The sequence below is a fragment of the Paracoccus angustae genome (assembly GCF_042648745.1).
Taxonomy (GTDB): Bacteria; Pseudomonadota; Alphaproteobacteria; order Rhodobacterales; family Rhodobacteraceae; genus Paracoccus; species Paracoccus angustae.
In genome coordinates this window covers 105,451-122,767 of sequence record NZ_JBHRXY010000008.1, presented here as the reverse complement: position 1 = coordinate 122,767, position 17,317 = coordinate 105,451, and the positions used below count along the sequence as shown (strand labels likewise).

The following is a 17,317-nucleotide window of genomic DNA, read 5'->3' as shown; positions in this document are numbered from 1 at the left end:
CAATGGACAACGCGATCTATGCGACGCTGACTCGGCAGTCCGGCCTGATGGCCGAGATGCGCGTGGTGGCCAACAACATCGCCAACGCCAACACCACCGGCTTCCGGCGCGAGGGCGTGATCTTTGCCGAACATCTCTCGGCGCTTGACCGGCATGGCGACACGCTGTCAATGGCCCATGCCCGCGGCCGGATGCTGGATCTGGACCAGGGCGTGCTGACCCAGACCAACGGCAACTTCGACCTGGCGATCGAGGGCGAGGGCTTCTTTCTGGTCGAAACGCCCGAAGGCAACCGCCTGACCCGCGCCGGCGCCTTTCTGCCTTCGCCCGAGGGCGAGCTGATGACCGCCGACGGCTTCCGCCTGCTGGACGAAGGCATGGCGCCGATCATCGTGCCGTCCGGCGCCAGCGATGTCGCGGTGGGCGCAGACGGCACGCTGTCCGCGAATGGCGTGGCTTTCGGCAAGATCGGCGTCTTCACCGCCCCCGGGGACGCGCAGCTGACCCACCAGGGCGGCACGTCCTTCACCACCGACGCCGCCCCCGAACCCGTCGAGGACGCCCGCATCCGCCAGGGTTTCCTCGAGGAATCCAACGTCGATTCCGTTTTCGAGATTTCCCGCATGATCGAAGTCCAGCGCGCTTACGAGCTGGGCCAATCCTTCCTTGACCGCGAAGATCAGCGCATCCGCAGCGCGATCACCGGCATGACCCGCTGAAAGGTGTCACCATGAGAGCCTTGCAGATCGCCGCCACCGGCATGAGCGCGCAGCAGACCAGGGTCGAGGTCATCTCGAACAACCTGGCCAACATGTCCACCACCGGCTACAACGCCCGCCGGGCGGAATTCGCCGACCTGACCTATCAGCAGGCGACCCGTCCCGGCACCGTGACCGCCGCCGACGGTACCGTTATCCCGGCAGGCGTCCAGCTGGGCCTGGGCGTGCGCCCCACGGCTGTCAGCATCAACCTGCAACAGGGCTCGCTGACCCAGACCGGGGGCGACCTTGATCTCGCCATCGACGGCGACGGCTATCTCGAGGTGACGCTGCCCTCCGGCATTTCGGCCTATACGCGCGACGGCGGACTGAAGCGGTCCCCTGACGGGCTGGTGGTGACCTCGGACGGCTATCCGGTCGCGCCCGGCATCACCATCCCGGACGACGCCAGCACGATCTCCATCAATGCCGCCGGAGAGGTTTACGCCTATTTCAGCGACCAGGTCGAACCCGAGATGCTGGGCCAGCTGACGCTTGCGGGCTTTTCCAACGAAAAGGGGCTCGAGGCGATCGGGTCCAACCTGTTCCTGGAAACCGCCGCATCGGGCACGCCCCAGCTGACCACGCCGGGCCAGGACGGTCTTGGCACGCTGCGCCAGGGCTATCTGGAGGACAGTTCGGTCGACTCCGTGCGCGAGATCACCGAACTGATCAAGGCGCAGCGCGGCTACGAGCTGAACGCCAAGGTCATCACCGCCGCCGACCAGATGCTGTCGGCCACCACGCAGGTGCGCTGATGCGCTGGCTGATCCTGCTTCTGGCGCTGTCGCCCCTGCCCGCGCACGCGGCGGTGCTGGCGGCGGCGCGCACCCTGCCCGCGGGCACGGTCATCACGGCGGGCGACCTGCGCGCCATCGACGGCGACCGGCCCGGACTGTCGGACCCGTCCGAGGCGATCGGGCTGCAAACCCGCATCACCATCCACGAAGGCCGCCCGCTGCAAGCCTCGCTGTTGCAGGCTCCCAAGCTGATCTCCCGCAATCAGATCCATCCGCTGGTCTTCCGGCGCGGCGCGCTGCGCATCGTGACCGAGGCGCGGACCCTGTCGGACGGCGCCGCGGGCGATGTGATCCGCGTCATGAACCTGGAATCGCGCGCCACCGTCAGCGCCGTGGTTCAGCCCGACGGCAGCCTGCTGGCGATGAAATAGACCAAAGGATTCCCCATGAAACCGACCCTTTTCCTGTGCCTGGCCCTTGCCGCCGCCTGCGCGCGCACCGACCACATGGGCAAGCCCCCCAGCCTGACCTCGCCCCGCAACAGCGAGGAATTCATCGCCATGACCAACCCGCCCCTGGAAATTCCCGTCGATTCCGGCCGCCCCGAGGCCGCGGCCTCGCTTTGGGCCGGAACCACGTCCTCGCTGATCAGCGACCGGCGGGCGGCGACGCGCGGCGACATCCTGACCGTGGTGATCGAGATCGACGACGAGGCGCAGATGACCAACACCTCGGGGCGCAGCCGGTCCTCGGACGAAAGCGTGTCGATCCCGCAGATGGTGGGCATCCCGCAGCGGCTGAACGAAAAGCTGCCCGAGGGCGGCAGCTTCGACAACCTGGCCCAGGCCGAGGCCTCGTCGTCCTACAAGGGCAGCGGCAACATCACCCGGCGCGACAAGCTGACCCTGCGCGTCGCCGCCACCGTGATCGACCAGCTGCCCAACGGCACCCTCCAGATCGAGGGCACCCAGGAAGTGCGCGTGAACTACGAATTGCGCGAACTGACGGTCAGCGGCTTCGTCCGCCCCGCCGACATCGACCGCAGCAACGAGATCGCCTATGACCGCATCGCGGGGGCGCGCATCTCCTATGGCGGGCGCGGGCAGATCACGGATGTCCAGCAACCCCGCTTCGGCCAGCAGCTGGCCGATGTCATTCTGCCTTACTGAGGCCGCCGATGAAGAAGATCCTGGCTTTTCTGATCCCTGTCCTGGCCCTTGTCGGCGGGGTCGCCGCGGGCGAGATGCTGCGCCCCGGCGCCAAGGCGACCGACCCTGCCGCCGCCGAGGCGCCCGCCGACGAGGGCCACGGCAGCGCGGAACCCGAAGACCATGCCAGCGCCGATCAAGGCGCGCCGGACGCCTCGGATCACGCGGCGTCCGCGCCGGCGGCGGATCAGGGGGGCGGACACGGCGGCGAGGCCGTTCCGGCCGAAGGATGGTTCACCTTCCCGACCCAGTTCTTTGTGCCCTTGATGCGCAACGGCGACATGGGCGCGGTGATGATCCTGACCCTGACGATCGAGACGCCCGGCAGCGATTTGCAGGCGATGGAGCAGCAGGAACACCGGCTGCGCGACGCGCTGCTGCGCGAACTGCTGATCCATGCCAATACCGGCGGCTTCGACGGCAACTTCACGTCCGAGGCCCGGCTGGCCCCCCTGCGCGAGCGGCTGCAAAAGGCTGCCCAGGCCAGCACCGACCTGACCGTCAAGGCCGTGCTGATCGGGGATATCGCCCGCCAGGCAGGCTGACGGTTGCATTGCCCCGGGCGGCAGGGCAGAAACCGGTCCTGCTTTTCCAAGGACATGCCGGTGGACCGACCAGACCCCCTGCCCCAAGCCAGCAGCATGCAGGTCACGATCCTGCTGGCCAGCTATCGCGGTGCCGCCTTTATCGGCGCGCAACTGGACAGCATCGCCGCGCAGACCCACCGCAACTGGCGGCTGATCGTGTCTGACGACGGGTCCGACGACGGAACGCGCGGGATCGTTTCGGACTTCGCGGCACGGCGTCCCGCGGGCCAGGTGGAACTGATCTGCGGCCCCCGGCGTGGGGCCACGCAGAACTTCCTGCACCTGCTGTCGGCCGCGCCCGAAGGAATCGTCGCGTTCTGCGACCAGGACGATGTCTGGTTTCCCGACAAGCTGGCCCGCGCGGTGGCCGCGCTGTCCTTGCAGGACGGACCGGCCCATTACGCCGCCCGCACCGTCATCACCGACGCGTCCCTGACCCCCGTGGCCCAATCGCGCCACTTCCGCCGCCCCTTGGGCTTTCGCAATGCGCTGGTCCAGGCGATCATGGCGGGCAACACTTCGGTCTTCAACGCCGAAGCCGCGGCGATCCTGCGGCGCTGCGTCGGACCCGCGCAGGTTCTTGGCATCGAATCGCACGACTGGTGGGCTTATCAGGTCACGGCCGGCACGGGGGCCGTGCTGATCCATGACGCAAGGCCCGCCCTGTTCTATCGCCAGCACGCCCGAAGCGAGATGGGCCGGAACGACACGGTCCGCGCGATGTCCCAACGGATCGGGTTGCTGCTGGCGGGGGATTATGGCGGCTGGCTGGCGGTCAACCACGCCGCGCTGGATGCCGTCCGCTCAGAGCTTCTGCCTGGCAACCGCGCCATTCTCGACCGTTTCGGCGCGGCCCTGCACCGGGCGGGGCCAGCCGCAGCCCTGTCGATGGCCCGCGGCAGGCTTTATCGCCAGACGCGGGCCGGAACGGCGGCCCTTTATGCGGCGGCCCTGCTGGGCCGCTTGCGTCATCGCGGCCCCAGAAGGCCCATCAGATAACGTCCGTAAGCGTTCTTGGAATATTTCTGCGCCTGCTCTCGCAACATGTCCTCGGTGATCCAGCCGGCCTCGAAGGCGATCTCCTCGGGGCAGCCGGTTTGCAGGCCCTGCCGCTTTTCCAAGGTCCGCACGAAATTGCCCGCATCCAGCAGGCTTTCATGCGTGCCCGTATCCAGCCAGGCAAAGCCGCGGCCCATCTTTTCGACCGTCAGGCTGCCATCGTCCAGATAGCTTTCCAGAAGGGCCGTGATCTCAAGCTCGCCCCGCTCTGAAGGCTTGACCTGCCTGGCCCGCTCGGACGCGGTGCCGTCCAGGAAGTAAAGCCCCGTGACCGCGAAGTTGGAGGGCGGCAATTCGGGTTTTTCAATGATCGCGCGCACCTGTCCGTCCGACTGGAAGTCCACGACGCCGTAACGCTCGGGGTCGGATACGCGATAGCCGAAGACGGTGCCGCCGCTGCCGCGCCCGTCGGCTGCCTTGAGAAGCTCGGGCAGGCCGTGGCCAAAGAAGATGTTGTCGCCCAGAACCATGGCCGATGGCGCGCCCTCCAGAAAACCCTCGGCCAGCAGATAGGCCTGCGCCAGCCCGTCGGGCGAGGGCTGGACGATCCATTCGAAGCGCAGCCCCCATTGCGCGCCGTCGCCCAGCAGCCGCTGGAATTGCGCCTGATCCTCGGGGGTGGTGATGATCGCGATGTCGCGGATGCCCGCCAGCATCAGCACGCTGATCGGGTAGTAGATCATCGGCTTGTCATAAAGCGGCAAAAGCTGCTTCGAGACCCCCATCGTGATCGGATAAAGCCGCGTCCCCGACCCCCCGGCCAGAATGATACCTTTGCGTGCCGTCATGCCACATGTCCCAAACGCTTCAACACATTCCCCAGATCGGCCTGCCAGTCGGGCCGAGCGATGCCGAAATCACGTGCGATGCGCGTGCAATCCAGCCGTGAATTGACCGGACGCCGCGCCGGTGTCGGATAATTGCTGGACGGAATATCGTTCACCCGGCAGGCCAGGCCTGCCCGCGCGAAGATCTCGCGCGCGAAACCGGCCCAGCTGATGTCGGGCGCTCCGGCGAAGTGGTAAAGACCGCCTTTCTGCCGATCGTTCCGCATCTGGCGCGTCATCTCCAGCAGCGCGGCGGCGATCCGCCCCGCCTCGGTCGGGCCGCCGGTCTGGTCGGCCACCACGTTGATCCCGTCCCGCTCGGCGCCAAGGCGCAGCATCGTCTTGACGAAATTCGCCCCGTCGGGCGAAAACACCCACGAGGTGCGGAGCACGGCCCATTGCCCGCCCGCCGCTGCCACCTTCCTTTCGCCGTCCAGCTTGGTCCGGCCGTAGACGCCCAGGGGCGCGGTCGGGGCATCCTCGGCCCGCGCGACCTTTCCCGAGCCGTCGAAGACATAGTCGGTGGAGACATGCAGGAAGGGGATGCCCAGATCGGCCGCGGCCCGGGCCAGCAGGCCCGGCGCCGTCGCGTTCAGGATCGCCGCCGCCTCGGCATCCGTTTCCGCGCGGTCCACGGCGGTATAGGCCGCAGCGTTGATGATCGCCCCCGGCCGCAGGTCGCGGATCCTTGCCGCCGCCCCATGCGGATCGGACAGGTCGGCCTCGGCCCGGCCCCAAAAGGTGGCCTCGGGCGCCTGCCGAGCCAGCGCCTGCGCAAGCTGCCCGGATTTTCCCAGAACAAGCAGGTCCTTCATCCGGCCTGCCCCAGACGCCGGCCGACCCCGTCGCCCGACAAAAGCGGCTGCCACCAGCCGCGGTTCTGCAAATACCATTCGACGGTGCGGCGCAGCCCCTCCTCGACCGTGACCGAGGGGCGCCAGCCCAGTTCCGTGCGGATGCGCGCCGGGTCGATGGCATAACGGCGGTCATGGCCCGGGCGGTCGGCGACAAAGGCGATCAGGTCGGCATGGGGCGCGCCTTGGGGATGCAGGGCGTCCATATGGGCGCAGATGGTGCGCACCAGGTCGATGTTTCTGGCCTCGTTCTCGCCGCCGATGTTGTAGCTGCGCCCGACCGCGCCCTTTTCCAAGACCAGCAGCAGCGCGTCGGCGTGATCCTCGACATACAGCCAGTCGCGCACATTGCCGCCGTCGCCGTAGACCGGGATCGGCTCGCCCGCCAAGGCCTTCAGGATGGCCACCGGAACCAGCTTTTCGGGAAAGTGGTAAGGCCCGTAATTGTTGGAACAGTTGGTCAGCACCACCGGCAGGCCATAGGTTTCGTGCCAGGCGCGCACCAGATGGTCCGAGCCCGCCTTGCTGGCGGAATAAGGACTGCGGGGATCATAGGGCGTGGTTTCGGTGAACTGCCCGGTTTCGCCCAGCGAGCCGAAGACCTCATCGGTCGAGATGTGGTGGAAGCGGAAGCCTTCGGGCCGGCCGCGGCTGGTCCAATGGCCGCGCGCGGCCTCCAGCATGTTGAAGGTGCCGAGCAGGTTGGTTTCGATGAACGCGGCGGGTCCGTCGATCGAGCGGTCGACATGGCTTTCGGCGGCCAGGTGCATGACGGCATCGGGCCGGTGCGCGGCGAACACCCGGTCAAGCGCGGCCCGGTCGCGGATGTCGACATGCTCGAAACGGTAAAGCGGGCTTCCGGCGGCCTCGGCCACGTTGGCGGGATTGGCGGCATAGGTCAGCGCATCGACATTGACGACCTCGTGCCCGCGCCGGACCGCAAGCCTGACCACGGCCGAACCGATAAAGCCGGCACCGCCGGTAACAAGCAACTTCATGCGGCACCTTCATGATCGAAAGGCGATTGCCAGTCGGCAAAGGCCGGGGCGTCCCGGTCCTTGTCGGACAGCACAGGGTCGTCGGCGCCCCAGTCGATGCCGAGGCTGTTCCATCGGACCGCGCCATCGCTGGCCTTGTCGTAATGGGCGGTGCATTTGTAGACGATCTCGGTATCGGGTTCGCGCGTGACGAAACCGTGCAGGAACCCCGGCGGAACCCAAAGCTGCCGGCCATTCTCATGGGAAAGCTCGACCCCGACCCACTGGCCATAGGTCGGGCTGCCGCGGCGCGCGTCAACCGCGACATCCCACAAGACCCCGCGCCCGCAGCGCACCAGCTTGCCCTGCGCGAAGGGCGGCGCCTGATAGTGAAGCCCCCGGACGGTCCCCGCCCGACGCGACATCGAATGGTTGTCCTGAACGAAGTCCGGCAGGATCACGCCGGCGTCGGACAGGGTCTTGCGGTTCCAGCTTTCCGAAAAAAATCCCCGTTCGTCGCCAAAGCGCGCAGGCGTGATAACAAGAACATCCGGCAAGGCGGTCGCTTCTATCTTCATGAGATCATCCAGACCTGGAAACGTCGCCTCCCGTTTATGCGATGACCGCGGCAGTGTCATTCGCCCAACCGAGGAACATGTCCGGTTTATTCAACGATCAGATCGGCGTGCAAGGCCCCCGCGGCATGGATGGATTTCAGGATGTCGATCATTTCGCGCGGGCGCACGCCAAGCGCATTCAGCCCCTCGACCAGATCGCTGAGCGAGGTTTCCCCCGCAACCTCGGCAAAGCCTATGCCGGGCTCGTTGCGCAGTTCCGCGACGGTTCGCGGCACCGTGACGGTCTCGCCCCGGGCAAAGGGATTGGGCTGCGACACCATGGGCGCCTCGCTGACCTGAAGCGTCAGGGCGCCCTGCGACACCGCGACCCGAGAGATGCGCACGCGTTCGCCGATGACGATGGTGCCCGACTTGTGATCAATGACGACCTTGGCGCGGTCCTCGGGCTCGACCGTCAGGTTCTCGATGCGGCCCAGCACGCGGGCCGGATTGACATCGCCCAACTGCCGGAACTCGACCATCACGGTGCCGCTGTCCTGGGTCACGGCGAGACGGCGGTCGAAGTCGCGGTTGATCGCATCCTCGATCCGGGTAGCGGTGGTGAAGTCGGCGTTGCGCAGGGCGATGCGGATGTTCTCGATGCCGGCAAAGTCGAACTCGACCTCCCGCTCGACCCGTGCGCCGACCGGGATCTTGCCCGAGGTCGGCACCCCCTCGACCACGCGGGCCGCCTCTCCCTCGACCGAGGCGCCGCTGGCGATGATCGAACCTTGGGCCACCGCGTAGATGTTGCCGTCGGCGGCCTTCAGGGGGGTCATCACCAGCGTTCCGCCCAACAGGCTTTTCGCATCGCCGATGGTGGACACTCCGACATCGATGCGGCTGCCCGACCGCGCGAAGGGCGGCAGGGTGGCGGTGACGACAACGGCGGCCACGTTGCGGGACCGCAGAGCCTCGTCCGTGACATTGACGCCCAGCCGTTCCAGCAGCCCGGCCAGCAGTTCCTCGGTAAAGGGGGCATTGCGGAAGCCGTCGCCCGTGCCGTCCAGGCCGACCACCAGGCCATAGCCGACAAGGTCGTTGCCCCGCACCCCGTCGAAATCGGCCAGATCCTTGACCCGGACCGGGGCCGCCGCGGCAATGACCGGCAGCAGAGCCATGGCGATGATTGCAAGGACCCGCCGCATCAGATGTAGTCCGCCAGCTTCAGTTGCGACAGCCGGCCGATCACCGAATAAAGCGTTTGCAGCTTGGTTTCCGCGTCGCTGATCGCGACCGAGGTGGCCAGGGGATCGGCCTCCCGCAGGGTGTTGCGCGCGGTTTGCAGCGTTGCGGTGGCCGCGTCCCCTTCGGTCTGTGCGCTGGCGATCACCTGCTGGGCATAGCCGATGCGCGCCATCTCGGCGACCAGGGCGGGGGAATTGTCCAGAAGGGCCTTGCCGGCGCCTTGCAGCAGTTTCTGTCCTTCCTGCGAATCAGAGGCCAAGATGCCGCGGTCGATCAGGGCGGCGGTCGCGAGGCCCTTCAGGCTGTCGCGGATCGCCGGCGACAAGGCGGTCGTTGCCAGGGCGATGATCGTATCCTCGCCGATGGGCATCGGCTGTCCCCCGGTGCTGCCGCGATAGGCCGCATCCGCGAAGCCGTCCGCAGGCGCGTCGAACCAGTCCGATACCGCTTGCGCCACATCCTCGGCCGTGGCCAGCCCCGAGACCAGCGTCGTCAGTTCCGACAGGATCGTGTCGGCCGGGGCCAACGGAGGCGTGTCGCTTGCCATGCCCGAGAACAGGAACCGCTGCCCGACCGAGCCGTTCAACTGCCCGATCACCGCTTGCAGGGTCGAGGCCGCCCCGGCCGAGCGGGCGGCCATCAGCCCGTCGGTGGTCGGGGCAGGCTCTATGTAAAGGCCCTGCCCCAGGTCTTCGGTGGCCGACCGGATCGCGGTCAGGGCGTCCTGCATCCCCTTGGCATGGGCTGCAGCCTCGGACGCGTTGCTCTTGAACTGGGCCAGCATTGTCAGCCGCGCCTCGATCCCGGCCAGGTTCTGGGTGTTGCCACCCAGCCTTGCGCCCAGATCGGCGACCTCGCCGCTGGAAAGCTCCGCCGTCAGGGTGGCCAGCGTCGTCTTGATCCGGCTGGAGGCCGACTGCATGGCAAAGGCCCGCGCCTGATCCCCGATGGATTGCACCGTCATCGCTCAAATCTCCAGTATCTGGTCCATCATGGTCTGGATGGCCTGGATCACCCGCGCATTGGCGGCATAGGCCTGTTCATATTGCAGCAGCTTCTGCATCTCGGCGTCGCTGTCCACGCCGTCGGCGGTCAGCCGCGAGGTGATGGTATCCGCCTGGCTGTTGCGGATCGTCGCCTCGGACTGCGCATTCACGCGCGCGGTGGACATCTGCGATTCGACCGATGCCAGACGCTCGGCCAGCGAGGCCTTGCCGCTGAAGCCGGTGCCCGCCGCGGCGGCCGCCGCGTTCTCCAGCGCCTCGGACATGGCGACCAGCAACGACGAATCGCCGACCTCTCCGGAGGTGCTGGCGCCAAGGCCCGCGCGAAGGCGCCAAGCCTCGCCCCCCGCGCTTTCCACGACGGCGTCGTTGACGCGGATCCGCCCCGCAAGTCCCGTCTTGTCCGCCGCCCCGGCACGCGTCCCGCCATCGGTGAACAGCCCGGCCGATGCGGAAGTGATCGTGGCATCGACCGCCGGGTCCGCCAGACGGTCGTGCAGATCCAGCGCGAGATCGTCCAGCAGTTCCTGCGCCGCGGGGGCCAGTTCGTCGCGGATGGCGAAATTGGCGGCAAGCGAGCCGCCGGCGTAAAGCCGCATCTGCGATTGGGTCAGTTCCGCGCCGTTCTGGATCAGCATGGACAATTCCGTCCCGGCCGTCCTGCCCGCCGTCACCTGCCCCGCGGCGGTGAAGGACAGTTCCGTCGGCGTGGCGCCGTCCAGCAGAACCGCGCCTTCGGCCGTGAACAGCGCGACGGCACCCGCGGCGCGCGTCACCTCCTGGACCGGGACGATCTTCGATATCTCGCTGATGATGCCTTGACGCTGGTCATAAAGCGACGACGGGTCCGAGCCGTCCGCTTCCATGACGGCGATCTTGCGGTTCAGGTCCGCCACCCGGGCCAACGAGGTGTTCAGCCTGGCGACGTCCGTGGCGATGGCCTGGTCCGCGGCAGTGCGCGCCGCCTGAATCTCGTCCGCAACGGCGTTCAGCCGGCTTGCCAGCGCGGCTGCCTTGTCCACCACCTGTGTCAGTCGGATTTCGTCGTCGGGCCGGCTGGCCGCCGAGGCCAGCGCGGTCTGGAAATCGCTGAGCGCCGAGCCCAGGCTGCCGGTGTTGCCGGCGATCCCGATCGCGTCCTCGATCCGTGTCGCGAAATCCAGGCGCGTGGCGGCCTCGGCGCGCGCGGCCTCGGCCAGACGCGATTCGGACAGCACGCTGGCATTGACGGCGCGCGTCACGCCATCCACCCGCACCCCACCGGCATTGCCGCCGGCCGTCTGGGCGCTGACAACCAGATCCCGCCGCGCATAACCGGGGGTCGAAGCGTTGGCCAGGTTGGCCGCGACCGCCTCGGTTCCCCGCGCGGTGGCGGTCAGGCCCGAGATGGCGTTTCCAAGGGCGCGCGCGATGCTCATCCCTGCTTACCCTTACCGTTTGATGTTGGTGGTTTCTTGCAACATTTCATCCACGGTCTGGATGATCTTCGCGTTGGACGAATAGGCGCGCTGCGTCATAATCAGGTGGGTCAATTCCTCGGCCACGTCGGTGGTGGATTCCTCCAGGGCATAGCCCTGGACCGACCCCGTCGGCCCGTCGCCCGCGTCCCACAGAAAAAAGCTGCCCGAGGTGGACGAGATCGTGAAGGCCTGCGAATCGACCGAGGTCAGCCCGTTCGGGTTCGGCACGTCCACCAGAGGAACCTGATACAGCGTCTTCACGAAGCCCGTGTCGTAGGTGGCCTTCAGGAACCCGTCCGCATCGACCTCGACCGTGGTCAGGTTGCCGACCGGGGAGCCGTTCTTGGCGATGTTGGTGGCCGAATAGCTGGTCGAAACCTGGCTCAGCCCGGTCGCCCCGCCCGGCGTGCCGATGACCAGATCCATCGGACCGCCCGCCACGGTCAAGCCGATGGCCCCGGTCACAGGATCATAGGCGCCGCCGCTGAGCGTCGTCACGCTGGCGATCATGCCGCCGCTGGCCCGGCTTCCATCAAAGGTGATCCGATAGCTTCCCACAAGGTTCGACGCCGGGTCCGAGGCGGAATCGCGCACCTCCATCACCCAGGTGTTCGACATGCCCGTCGCGTCGGAGGTGTCGGGAATGAAGCTGATGTTCAGCGATTCCGACGTGCCGAGGTTGCCGTAATAGTCGACCTTCACGTCATAGGCATCGCCCGCCGCATCGGGCAGCGTTTCCGTCGCCTTCAGGCGCACGCCCAGCGAAATCTCGGTCGTGGGATCGGCCGCGGTCTGATAGGGGTTGATCCGGATGGGCTCCAGCCCGCCCATGCTGTCGCGCGACATCGTCGGAACCGTGCCGTCGGCCTGCGCAGGCCAGCCCATCAGCACCAGGCCCGATTCGGTCTTCAGGTAGCCTTCGGCATCGGTGCGGAACGACCCGGTCCGCGTCATCATGAAAGGCAGGTCGGTAAAGCCGTTGTCCAGATCCACCGCCGAGGTGACCGGCAGCATCCCCCGGCCCGACACGGCGATGTCCAGCGGATGCGTGGTCGTGGACAGCGCCCCGTCATCCTCGATCAGCCTTCGCGTCGTGGCCGTCACGCCGCCCGCCGAATACAGCCCCGCGATGCGGTTCTGGTTCAGCACGAAGGAGTTGAAATCAGTCTCCATCCGCTTGTAGCCATAGGTGCCCGAATTCGCGATGTTGTCGGAAATCGTCGCAAGACGGGTGGAATTGGCCGCCAGCCCCGAGACACCGGCGCTCATCGCGGAAGACATAGACATGGCATCACCTTCTTGTGGTTCGATCCCGATCATCCATGCCAGGGCTTAAGATTCGCCTAACCGCGCCCAGTCATCTGAGTAAAATCACCTCGATCCGGTTGTTGGCGGGATCCATCGGGTTCGCGGTCTTTCCCTTGCGGTCGGCATAGCCGGTGACGCGCTGGATCCGCTGTCCGTCCAGGCGGGCCTCCTCCAGCAGGTTGCGCACGGCATGGGCGCGGGCATCCGACAGCGCCCAGACCGGCGAGGTCACCAGCGTTTCGGGATAAGCCCGGACATGGCCCGCGATGGCGATCTGGTTGCGGGTCTTGGCGACAACGCGGGCGATGATCCGCGTCAGTTCCCGCAGGACCGGCTGAGGCTGGCCGGTGTCATCCACGAACAAGGGCTGATCGGTCAGGTCGCCCAGTTCGATCACCAGCCCTTCATCGGTCATGCGGGTGACCACATGGCGCAGCAGGTTGGTCAGCTGCCGCGATTCGCCCCCCGTGGCGCGGATCTGCCGCTCGATCTCCTCGGCGACCTGCTCCAGCGGGGTGTCCGAGGGCTCCTTGCCCTGCTTCTCGACCCCCTCGCCCGAGGCGCCGGGGGTGCGCACGATGGTCGGGTTGAAGTAATCGGCCAGCCCCTGCCGCTGCTGTTCGGTCGTGGCGTTCAGCAGCCACATCAGCAGGAAAAAGGCCATCATCGCGGTCACGAAATCCGCATAGGCCACCTTCCATGCCCCGCCATGGTGCCCCCCCTCGCCCGAGGCGGTCACCCGCTTGATCATGATCGTGGATCCCGCGGATCCCTTCTGCCTTGCCATGCCGCACCGCCTTGAACATTCGCACGGAATGTCGCGCTCCGCAGGGCAAAGAACAAGTTAACCGATCAAATGCCGGGCATTATGGGTTCAGTCCGTGGCCCAGCCGCTGATGGCCTTGGAATCCATGAACTCCTCGAGACCCATCACGCCGCCTTCGCGCGCCCGGCCCGACATCTTGACGCCGCCGAAGGCCGACCCCGCGCCGCGCGACGCGCCGTTCATCTCGACCATGCCCGACCGCAGGCGCCGGGCCACGCGGTTGCGCCGCGCGCCGTCCTGGGACTGGACATAGTTGGTCAGGCCGTAGGGCGTGTCGTTGGCGATGGCGATGGCCTCTTCCTCGGTCTCGAAGGGGATGATCGACAGAACGGGGCCGAAGATTTCCTGCTGGGCGATGGTCATGTCGTTGCTGACATCGGCAAAAACGGTCGGACGCACGAAATAGCCGCGGTTCACGCCTTCGGGCAGGCCGGGTCCGCCCGCGACAAGGCGCGCGCCTTCGTCGATGCCGGTCTGGATCAGATCCTGGATCCGTTCCCATTGCCGGCGGCTGACCACCGGGCCGATATGGCGTCCCGGCTGATGGGCCGTCGCCACCTGGGTTTCCCCGGCCACCCGGGCCGCCGTTTCCACCGCGCGGTCGTAAACCGAGCGTTCGACCAGCATCCGGGTCGGCGCGTTGCAGGACTGCCCGCTGTTGTAGAAGCAATGCCGCGCCCCCCGCACCACCGCCTTGTCGTCGGCATCGGCGAAAACGATGTTGGCGCCTTTGCCGCCCAATTCCAGCGCCACCTTTTTCAGCGTATCCGCCGCAGCCTTGGTGATGGCGATCCCCGCCCGGGTCGAGCCGGTGAAGCTGATCATGTCCACGTCGCGATGCGTGGACAGTTGCGTGCCGACCCCCGGGCCGTCGCCGTTCACCAGGTTGAAGACGCCGGGGGGCAGCCCGGCCTCGTCCACGATCTCGGCAAACAGCATCGAGGACAGGGGCGCGATCTCGGAAGGCTTCAGCACGCAGGTATCGCCCGCCAGGATCGCGGGGATGACCTTCAGCGTCACCTGGTTCATCGGCCAGTTCCAGGGCGTGATCAGGCCCACGACGCCCACCGGCTCCCACGCGATCATCGAGCCCGGGGCATGATCGCCCAAGGGGCGGATGAACCGGAAATCCCTGAAGGCCGCGATGAAGTTGGCGATGTGCCAGGTTCCGGCGGCAACCTGGTCGTTCAGCGACATGTCCTGGGGGGCGCCCATCTCGTGGCTGATCGCCCAGGCCATATCCTCGGCCCGGCGATTGTAGATCTCCAGGATCTTCTCGACATGGGCCAGACGCTCGGACGGCTCGGACCGCGACCACGACGCGAAGGCCGCCTTGGCGGCCGCCACCGCGCGGTCCGTGTCCGCCTGGTCGCCCAGGGCGATGACCGCCACCGCTTCCTCGGTCGAGGGGTCGATCACCTCGAGGTCATTGGCCCGCGCGGGATCCACCCACGCCCCGTCGATATAGAACTTGCGCTTGTCCAAAAGCCCGGTCATCGCGTCCCCTCCCTGCGGAATTTGCCACAGGGTGAAACGGCGGCGGGGCGGGCGCAAGCCTTGTTAAATCTCGACCATATGTGTCGATAAACCTCTGGCGTTTCGGGCCGCATTATCTATTCTACCTGCGGCAACCACCTGAAAGGACACCCATGTCCCTGCGCATCAACGACATCGCCCCCGATTTCACCGCCCCCTCGACCGAGGGCGAGATCCGCTTTCACGACTGGCTGGGCGACAGCTACGGCATCATCTTCAGCCATCCGCGCGACTTCACGCCGGTTTGCACGACCGAATTCGGCGCGGTGGCGCAGTTGGTCCCGGAATTCGAGAAGCGGGGCACCAAGGTGCTGGGCGTTTCGGTCGATTCCGTCGATGACCATGGCAAATGGAAGCGCGACATCGAACAGGTCGCGGGCGTTCCGGCCAATTTCGCGATGATCGACGACCGCGACCTGACCGTGGCCAAGGCCTATGACATGCTGCCCGCCGACTACGACCTGTCGGCCGAGGGGCGCACCCCCGCCCATTCGGCCACCGTGCGCAGCGTGTTCATCATCGGCCCGGACAAGAGGATCCGGCTGACCATGACCTATCCGATGTCGATCGGCCGCAACTTCGCGGAAATCCTGCGGGCGCTGGATGCGGTGCAAAAGACCGACGGCGTACCGATCGCCACGCCCGCCAACTGGGTGCCGGGCCAGGACGTGATCGTGGCGCTGGCCTTGGACGACAAGGCGGCCGCCGAACGCTATGGTCCGCTGGACATCAAGCTGCCCTATCTGCGGTTTGCCAAGGATCCGGCCTGATCAGGACCGGGGGGCCGCGGCATCGCCCGCGGCCTTCCGCCGCCGCGCCAGAGCCTGCTTGTGCCGCCAGGCGATCAGCTTGTTCACGATCTGGCGACGCTGCTTGATTAGCCCGTAAAGCGGGTGCCGCCCTTCCGCCGACCGCTTGCCCTTGCCGTCCTCGATGTCGCTTTCGGCGCCGGTTGTTGTCACCAGGGGCGGCCAGACCGCCAGCCCCCGGTCGTTGCGGGTCAGCCAGTGGCGGAAATGGTTGTCCACGCCGCGGGTGATGCGGTCATGGCTGCGCACAAAGGTCTCGGCCCCCGCGCGCGACCAGATCAGACCGGTAGCGGTCATGGGAAAGTAATGGGCGCGGGTCAGCTCGCGATGCCGTCCCGCGACCTCGAACCCCAGGACCGGGGTGTAGATCTTGTGCTGGGGCGAACCGAGATTGACCAGATCCCATTCGCCCCGATGGCGGTCCAGCCAATCCAGAACGACGCGCAGCCCTTCGACGAAGCCGGGTTTCAGCTGCATGTCGTCCTCGAACACCAGCCCATGATCGGCGCCGCTGTCCAGAAGGCGCCGGGCGCAGTCCAGGTGGCTGAGATAGCAGCCGATCTCGCCCCCGCGCAGGGGACGGCCCATATAGGCCATTGTTCCCGCGGGATCGTAGCCGGGAAATTCATCGACCCGCAGCGCCCTGCCGTCAAAGGCCGCGACGCGCTCGAAGGGGATGCCCGCGTCGTCCAGTTGCCCCTTGGCCGAACGCAGCCGGCCGTCCGAACCGTCCAGGTTGATCAGATAAACGGGAAGCTGCATCCGACGCCCTCGCGTGATGGGGACCGCGCGACCGGGCACGTCAAGGCCTCCCCGCCCCGTCGTCCCACCAGCCGGTCCGGTCGCGGCGGTGCAGCGCGCGCAGCCGGGCAAAGGCCGTGTCGTTGACCTGCATCCGGTCATAAACCGCCTTGAGGATCATGCCCGCAGGCCCGGCGGCGAAGAACGGCTCCAGCCGCCAATACATGTTGCGCAGCGTGTCGTCGGTGCCGACGGTAAAGACCGACATGCCCTCGAACAGGGGAACCAGGTCGGTTTGCAGCCTGTCGATCCGGTCCGGCATCGGCGCCAGCGATTCGCCCCCGTGGATGTAACGGTCGGATTCGCCGATCTTCACGGTATTGCCCAGCAACGACGCCATCATCCCGATGGCGCGGTCCTGCGGGTCCGGACCGTGGTCGGCATAGGTATCGGCGGCCGAGATCAGCCATCGCAGGTTCAGATGACCGCACAGAAAGTCCGCCTCTTGCGCCCATAGCGCAAGGAACCGGGCCAGGCTTTCCGGCAGCCGCACCTCGCGGCGGATCAGGACGATCAGGGTCGCGTGATGCAGAAGAAGCTCGGAGCGGCCGGAAAACTCGCTTTTCAGGTTCTCCAGATGCCGGTCCAGCGACTTGTCCGAGCCGCGGGTCTGCACCGCCTCGCCCGCCGCGACGATGCGGCCGCGCATCGCGGCCAGATCGGGATTCGCGGCAAGATGGCGCCGCGCCCCCCAGCGTTTGCGATGCTGGTTGAGCGAGAAGAACCGCTCGAACCGTGATTTCCGGCGCCTGACCACC

General features: G+C 67.0%; 19 protein-coding genes. 7 read left to right on the top strand and 12 right to left on the bottom strand.

Annotation, left to right across the window (positions count from 1 at the left end; all coding sequences use genetic code 11):
* Window positions 1-2 precede the first annotated feature (2 nt).
* Genes ACFOM8_RS12020 through ACFOM8_RS11995 form a run of 6 tightly spaced genes read left to right on the top strand, consistent with a single transcriptional unit; the run spans window position 3 to window position 4,292 of the window.
* Window positions 3-719, top strand: coding sequence for a flagellar hook-basal body complex protein (locus tag ACFOM8_RS12020; RefSeq protein WP_377761614.1), 717 nt, complete (start codon window positions 3-5; stop codon window positions 717-719).
* 11 nt (window positions 720-730) lie between these two features.
* Window positions 731-1,516, top strand: coding sequence for a flagellar basal-body rod protein FlgG (gene flgG / locus ACFOM8_RS12015; protein ID WP_377761612.1), 786 nt, complete (start codon window positions 731-733; stop codon window positions 1,514-1,516).
* Window positions 1,516-1,929: a flagellar basal body P-ring formation chaperone FlgA gene (gene flgA, locus ACFOM8_RS12010; protein WP_377761610.1), complete on the top strand. Its 414-nt coding sequence runs from the start codon at window positions 1,516-1,518 to the stop codon at window positions 1,927-1,929. The genes flgG and flgA overlap by 1 nt, the downstream gene beginning before the upstream one ends.
* A 15-nt stretch (window positions 1,930-1,944) precedes the next feature.
* Window positions 1,945-2,667, top strand: a complete 723-nt coding sequence (gene flgH, locus ACFOM8_RS12005; protein WP_377761609.1) for a flagellar basal body L-ring protein FlgH — start codon at window positions 1,945-1,947, stop codon at window positions 2,665-2,667.
* 8 nt (window positions 2,668-2,675) lie between these two features.
* Entirely contained in the window at window positions 2,676-3,251 is a 576-nt protein-coding gene (locus ACFOM8_RS12000) for a hypothetical protein (RefSeq protein WP_377761607.1), read from the top strand.
* Window positions 3,252-3,311: 60 nt separating this feature from the next.
* Window positions 3,312-4,292, top strand: a complete 981-nt coding sequence (locus ACFOM8_RS11995; RefSeq protein ID WP_377761605.1) for a glycosyltransferase — start codon at window positions 3,312-3,314, stop codon at window positions 4,290-4,292.
* Here the strand turns inward: ACFOM8_RS11995 and rfbA are convergent.
* The 10 genes from rfbA to ACFOM8_RS11945 form a co-directional block, all read right to left on the bottom strand.
* On the bottom strand, window positions 4,262-5,140 hold the full coding sequence (gene rfbA / locus ACFOM8_RS11990; protein ID WP_377761603.1) for a glucose-1-phosphate thymidylyltransferase RfbA: 879 nt from the start codon (window positions 5,138-5,140) through the stop codon (window positions 4,262-4,264). The genes ACFOM8_RS11995 and rfbA overlap by 31 nt on opposite strands.
* Window positions 5,137-5,994 carry a dTDP-4-dehydrorhamnose reductase gene (gene rfbD, locus ACFOM8_RS11985; protein ID WP_377761601.1) on the bottom strand — a complete coding sequence of 286 codons (858 nt, stop codon included), beginning with the start codon at window positions 5,992-5,994 and terminating at the stop codon, window positions 5,137-5,139. The genes rfbA and rfbD overlap by 4 nt, the downstream gene beginning before the upstream one ends.
* Entirely contained in the window at window positions 5,991-7,031 is a 1,041-nt protein-coding gene (gene rfbB, locus ACFOM8_RS11980; protein ID WP_377761599.1) for a dTDP-glucose 4,6-dehydratase, read from the bottom strand. Before rfbB ends, rfbD begins: the two co-directional genes overlap by 4 nt.
* Complete coding sequence (gene rfbC, locus ACFOM8_RS11975) at window positions 7,028-7,588, bottom strand: dTDP-4-dehydrorhamnose 3,5-epimerase (protein WP_377761597.1); 561 nt, start codon at window positions 7,586-7,588, stop codon at window positions 7,028-7,030. Before rfbC ends, rfbB begins: the two co-directional genes overlap by 4 nt.
* An 86-nt stretch (window positions 7,589-7,674) precedes the next feature.
* Window positions 7,675-8,775: a flagellar basal body P-ring protein FlgI gene (locus ACFOM8_RS11970; RefSeq protein ID WP_377761595.1), complete on the bottom strand. Its 1,101-nt coding sequence runs from the start codon at window positions 8,773-8,775 to the stop codon at window positions 7,675-7,677.
* Window positions 8,775-9,779, bottom strand: coding sequence for a hypothetical protein (locus tag ACFOM8_RS11965; protein WP_377761593.1), 1,005 nt, complete (start codon window positions 9,777-9,779; stop codon window positions 8,775-8,777). The genes ACFOM8_RS11970 and ACFOM8_RS11965 overlap by 1 nt, the downstream gene beginning before the upstream one ends.
* Before the next feature lie 3 nt (window positions 9,780-9,782).
* Window positions 9,783-11,237, bottom strand: a complete 1,455-nt coding sequence (flgK, locus tag ACFOM8_RS11960) for a flagellar hook-associated protein FlgK (protein WP_377761591.1) — start codon at window positions 11,235-11,237, stop codon at window positions 9,783-9,785.
* 12 nt (window positions 11,238-11,249) lie between these two features.
* On the bottom strand, window positions 11,250-12,566 hold the full coding sequence (locus tag ACFOM8_RS11955; RefSeq protein ID WP_377761589.1) for a flagellar hook protein FlgE: 1,317 nt from the start codon (window positions 12,564-12,566) through the stop codon (window positions 11,250-11,252).
* 70 nt (window positions 12,567-12,636) lie between these two features.
* The gene (locus tag ACFOM8_RS11950) at window positions 12,637-13,374 is read right to left on the bottom strand and encodes a flagellar motor protein MotB (protein WP_377761588.1); all 738 of its coding nucleotides are present in this window, start codon (window positions 13,372-13,374) and stop codon (window positions 12,637-12,639) included.
* 87 nt (window positions 13,375-13,461) lie between these two features.
* On the bottom strand, window positions 13,462-14,910 hold the full coding sequence (locus ACFOM8_RS11945) for an aldehyde dehydrogenase family protein (RefSeq protein ID WP_377761586.1): 1,449 nt from the start codon (window positions 14,908-14,910) through the stop codon (window positions 13,462-13,464).
* Window positions 14,911-15,062: 152 nt separating this feature from the next.
* Here ACFOM8_RS11945 and ACFOM8_RS11940 point away from each other — a divergent pair, with 152 nt between their 5' ends.
* Window positions 15,063-15,719 (top strand): peroxiredoxin, encoded by a 657-nt coding sequence (locus ACFOM8_RS11940; protein ID WP_377761584.1) that lies wholly within the window; start codon window positions 15,063-15,065, stop codon window positions 15,717-15,719.
* Here the strand turns inward: ACFOM8_RS11940 and ACFOM8_RS11935 are convergent, their stop codons facing one another.
* A complete protein-coding gene (locus tag ACFOM8_RS11935; RefSeq protein ID WP_377761582.1) occupies window positions 15,720-16,520 on the bottom strand; it encodes a glycosyltransferase family 25 protein in 801 nt (266 codons plus the stop codon).
* Window positions 16,521-16,560: 40 nt separating this feature from the next.
* The gene (locus ACFOM8_RS11930; RefSeq protein ID WP_377761580.1) at window positions 16,561-17,316 is read right to left on the bottom strand and encodes a hypothetical protein; all 756 of its coding nucleotides are present in this window, start codon (window positions 17,314-17,316) and stop codon (window positions 16,561-16,563) included.
* Window position 17,317: the final 1 nt, after the last annotated feature.

Bases quoted from the DNA above. Each gene is read 5' to 3' on its own strand.
- ACFOM8_RS12020 (WP_377761614.1), top strand. From the start codon at position 3: ATGGACAACGCGATCTATGCGACGCTGACTCGGCAGTCCGGCCTGATG.
- flgG (WP_377761612.1), top strand. From the start codon at position 731: ATGAGAGCCTTGCAGATCGCCGCCACCGGCATGAGCGCGCAGCAGACC.
- flgA (WP_377761610.1), top strand. From the start codon at position 1,516: ATGCGCTGGCTGATCCTGCTTCTGGCGCTGTCGCCCCTGCCCGCGCAC.
- flgH (WP_377761609.1), top strand. From the start codon at position 1,945: ATGAAACCGACCCTTTTCCTGTGCCTGGCCCTTGCCGCCGCCTGCGCG.
- ACFOM8_RS12000 (WP_377761607.1), top strand. From the start codon at position 2,676: ATGAAGAAGATCCTGGCTTTTCTGATCCCTGTCCTGGCCCTTGTCGGC.
- rfbA (WP_377761603.1), bottom strand. From the start codon at position 5,140: ATGACGGCACGCAAAGGTATCATTCTGGCCGGGGGGTCGGGGACGCGG.
- rfbD (WP_377761601.1), bottom strand. From the start codon at position 5,994: ATGAAGGACCTGCTTGTTCTGGGAAAATCCGGGCAGCTTGCGCAGGCG.
- rfbB (WP_377761599.1), bottom strand. From the start codon at position 7,031: ATGAAGTTGCTTGTTACCGGCGGTGCCGGCTTTATCGGTTCGGCCGTG.
- rfbC (WP_377761597.1), bottom strand. From the start codon at position 7,588: ATGAAGATAGAAGCGACCGCCTTGCCGGATGTTCTTGTTATCACGCCT.
- ACFOM8_RS11970 (WP_377761595.1), bottom strand. From the start codon at position 8,775: ATGCGGCGGGTCCTTGCAATCATCGCCATGGCTCTGCTGCCGGTCATT.
- ACFOM8_RS11965 (WP_377761593.1), bottom strand. From the start codon at position 9,779: ATGACGGTGCAATCCATCGGGGATCAGGCGCGGGCCTTTGCCATGCAG.
- flgK (WP_377761591.1), bottom strand. From the start codon at position 11,237: ATGAGCATCGCGCGCGCCCTTGGAAACGCCATCTCGGGCCTGACCGCC.
- ACFOM8_RS11955 (WP_377761589.1), bottom strand. From the start codon at position 12,566: ATGTCTATGTCTTCCGCGATGAGCGCCGGTGTCTCGGGGCTGGCGGCC.
- ACFOM8_RS11950 (WP_377761588.1), bottom strand. From the start codon at position 13,374: ATGGCAAGGCAGAAGGGATCCGCGGGATCCACGATCATGATCAAGCGG.
- ACFOM8_RS11945 (WP_377761586.1), bottom strand. From the start codon at position 14,910: ATGACCGGGCTTTTGGACAAGCGCAAGTTCTATATCGACGGGGCGTGG.
- ACFOM8_RS11940 (WP_377761584.1), top strand. From the start codon at position 15,063: ATGTCCCTGCGCATCAACGACATCGCCCCCGATTTCACCGCCCCCTCG.
- ACFOM8_RS11935 (WP_377761582.1), bottom strand. From the start codon at position 16,520: ATGCAGCTTCCCGTTTATCTGATCAACCTGGACGGTTCGGACGGCCGG.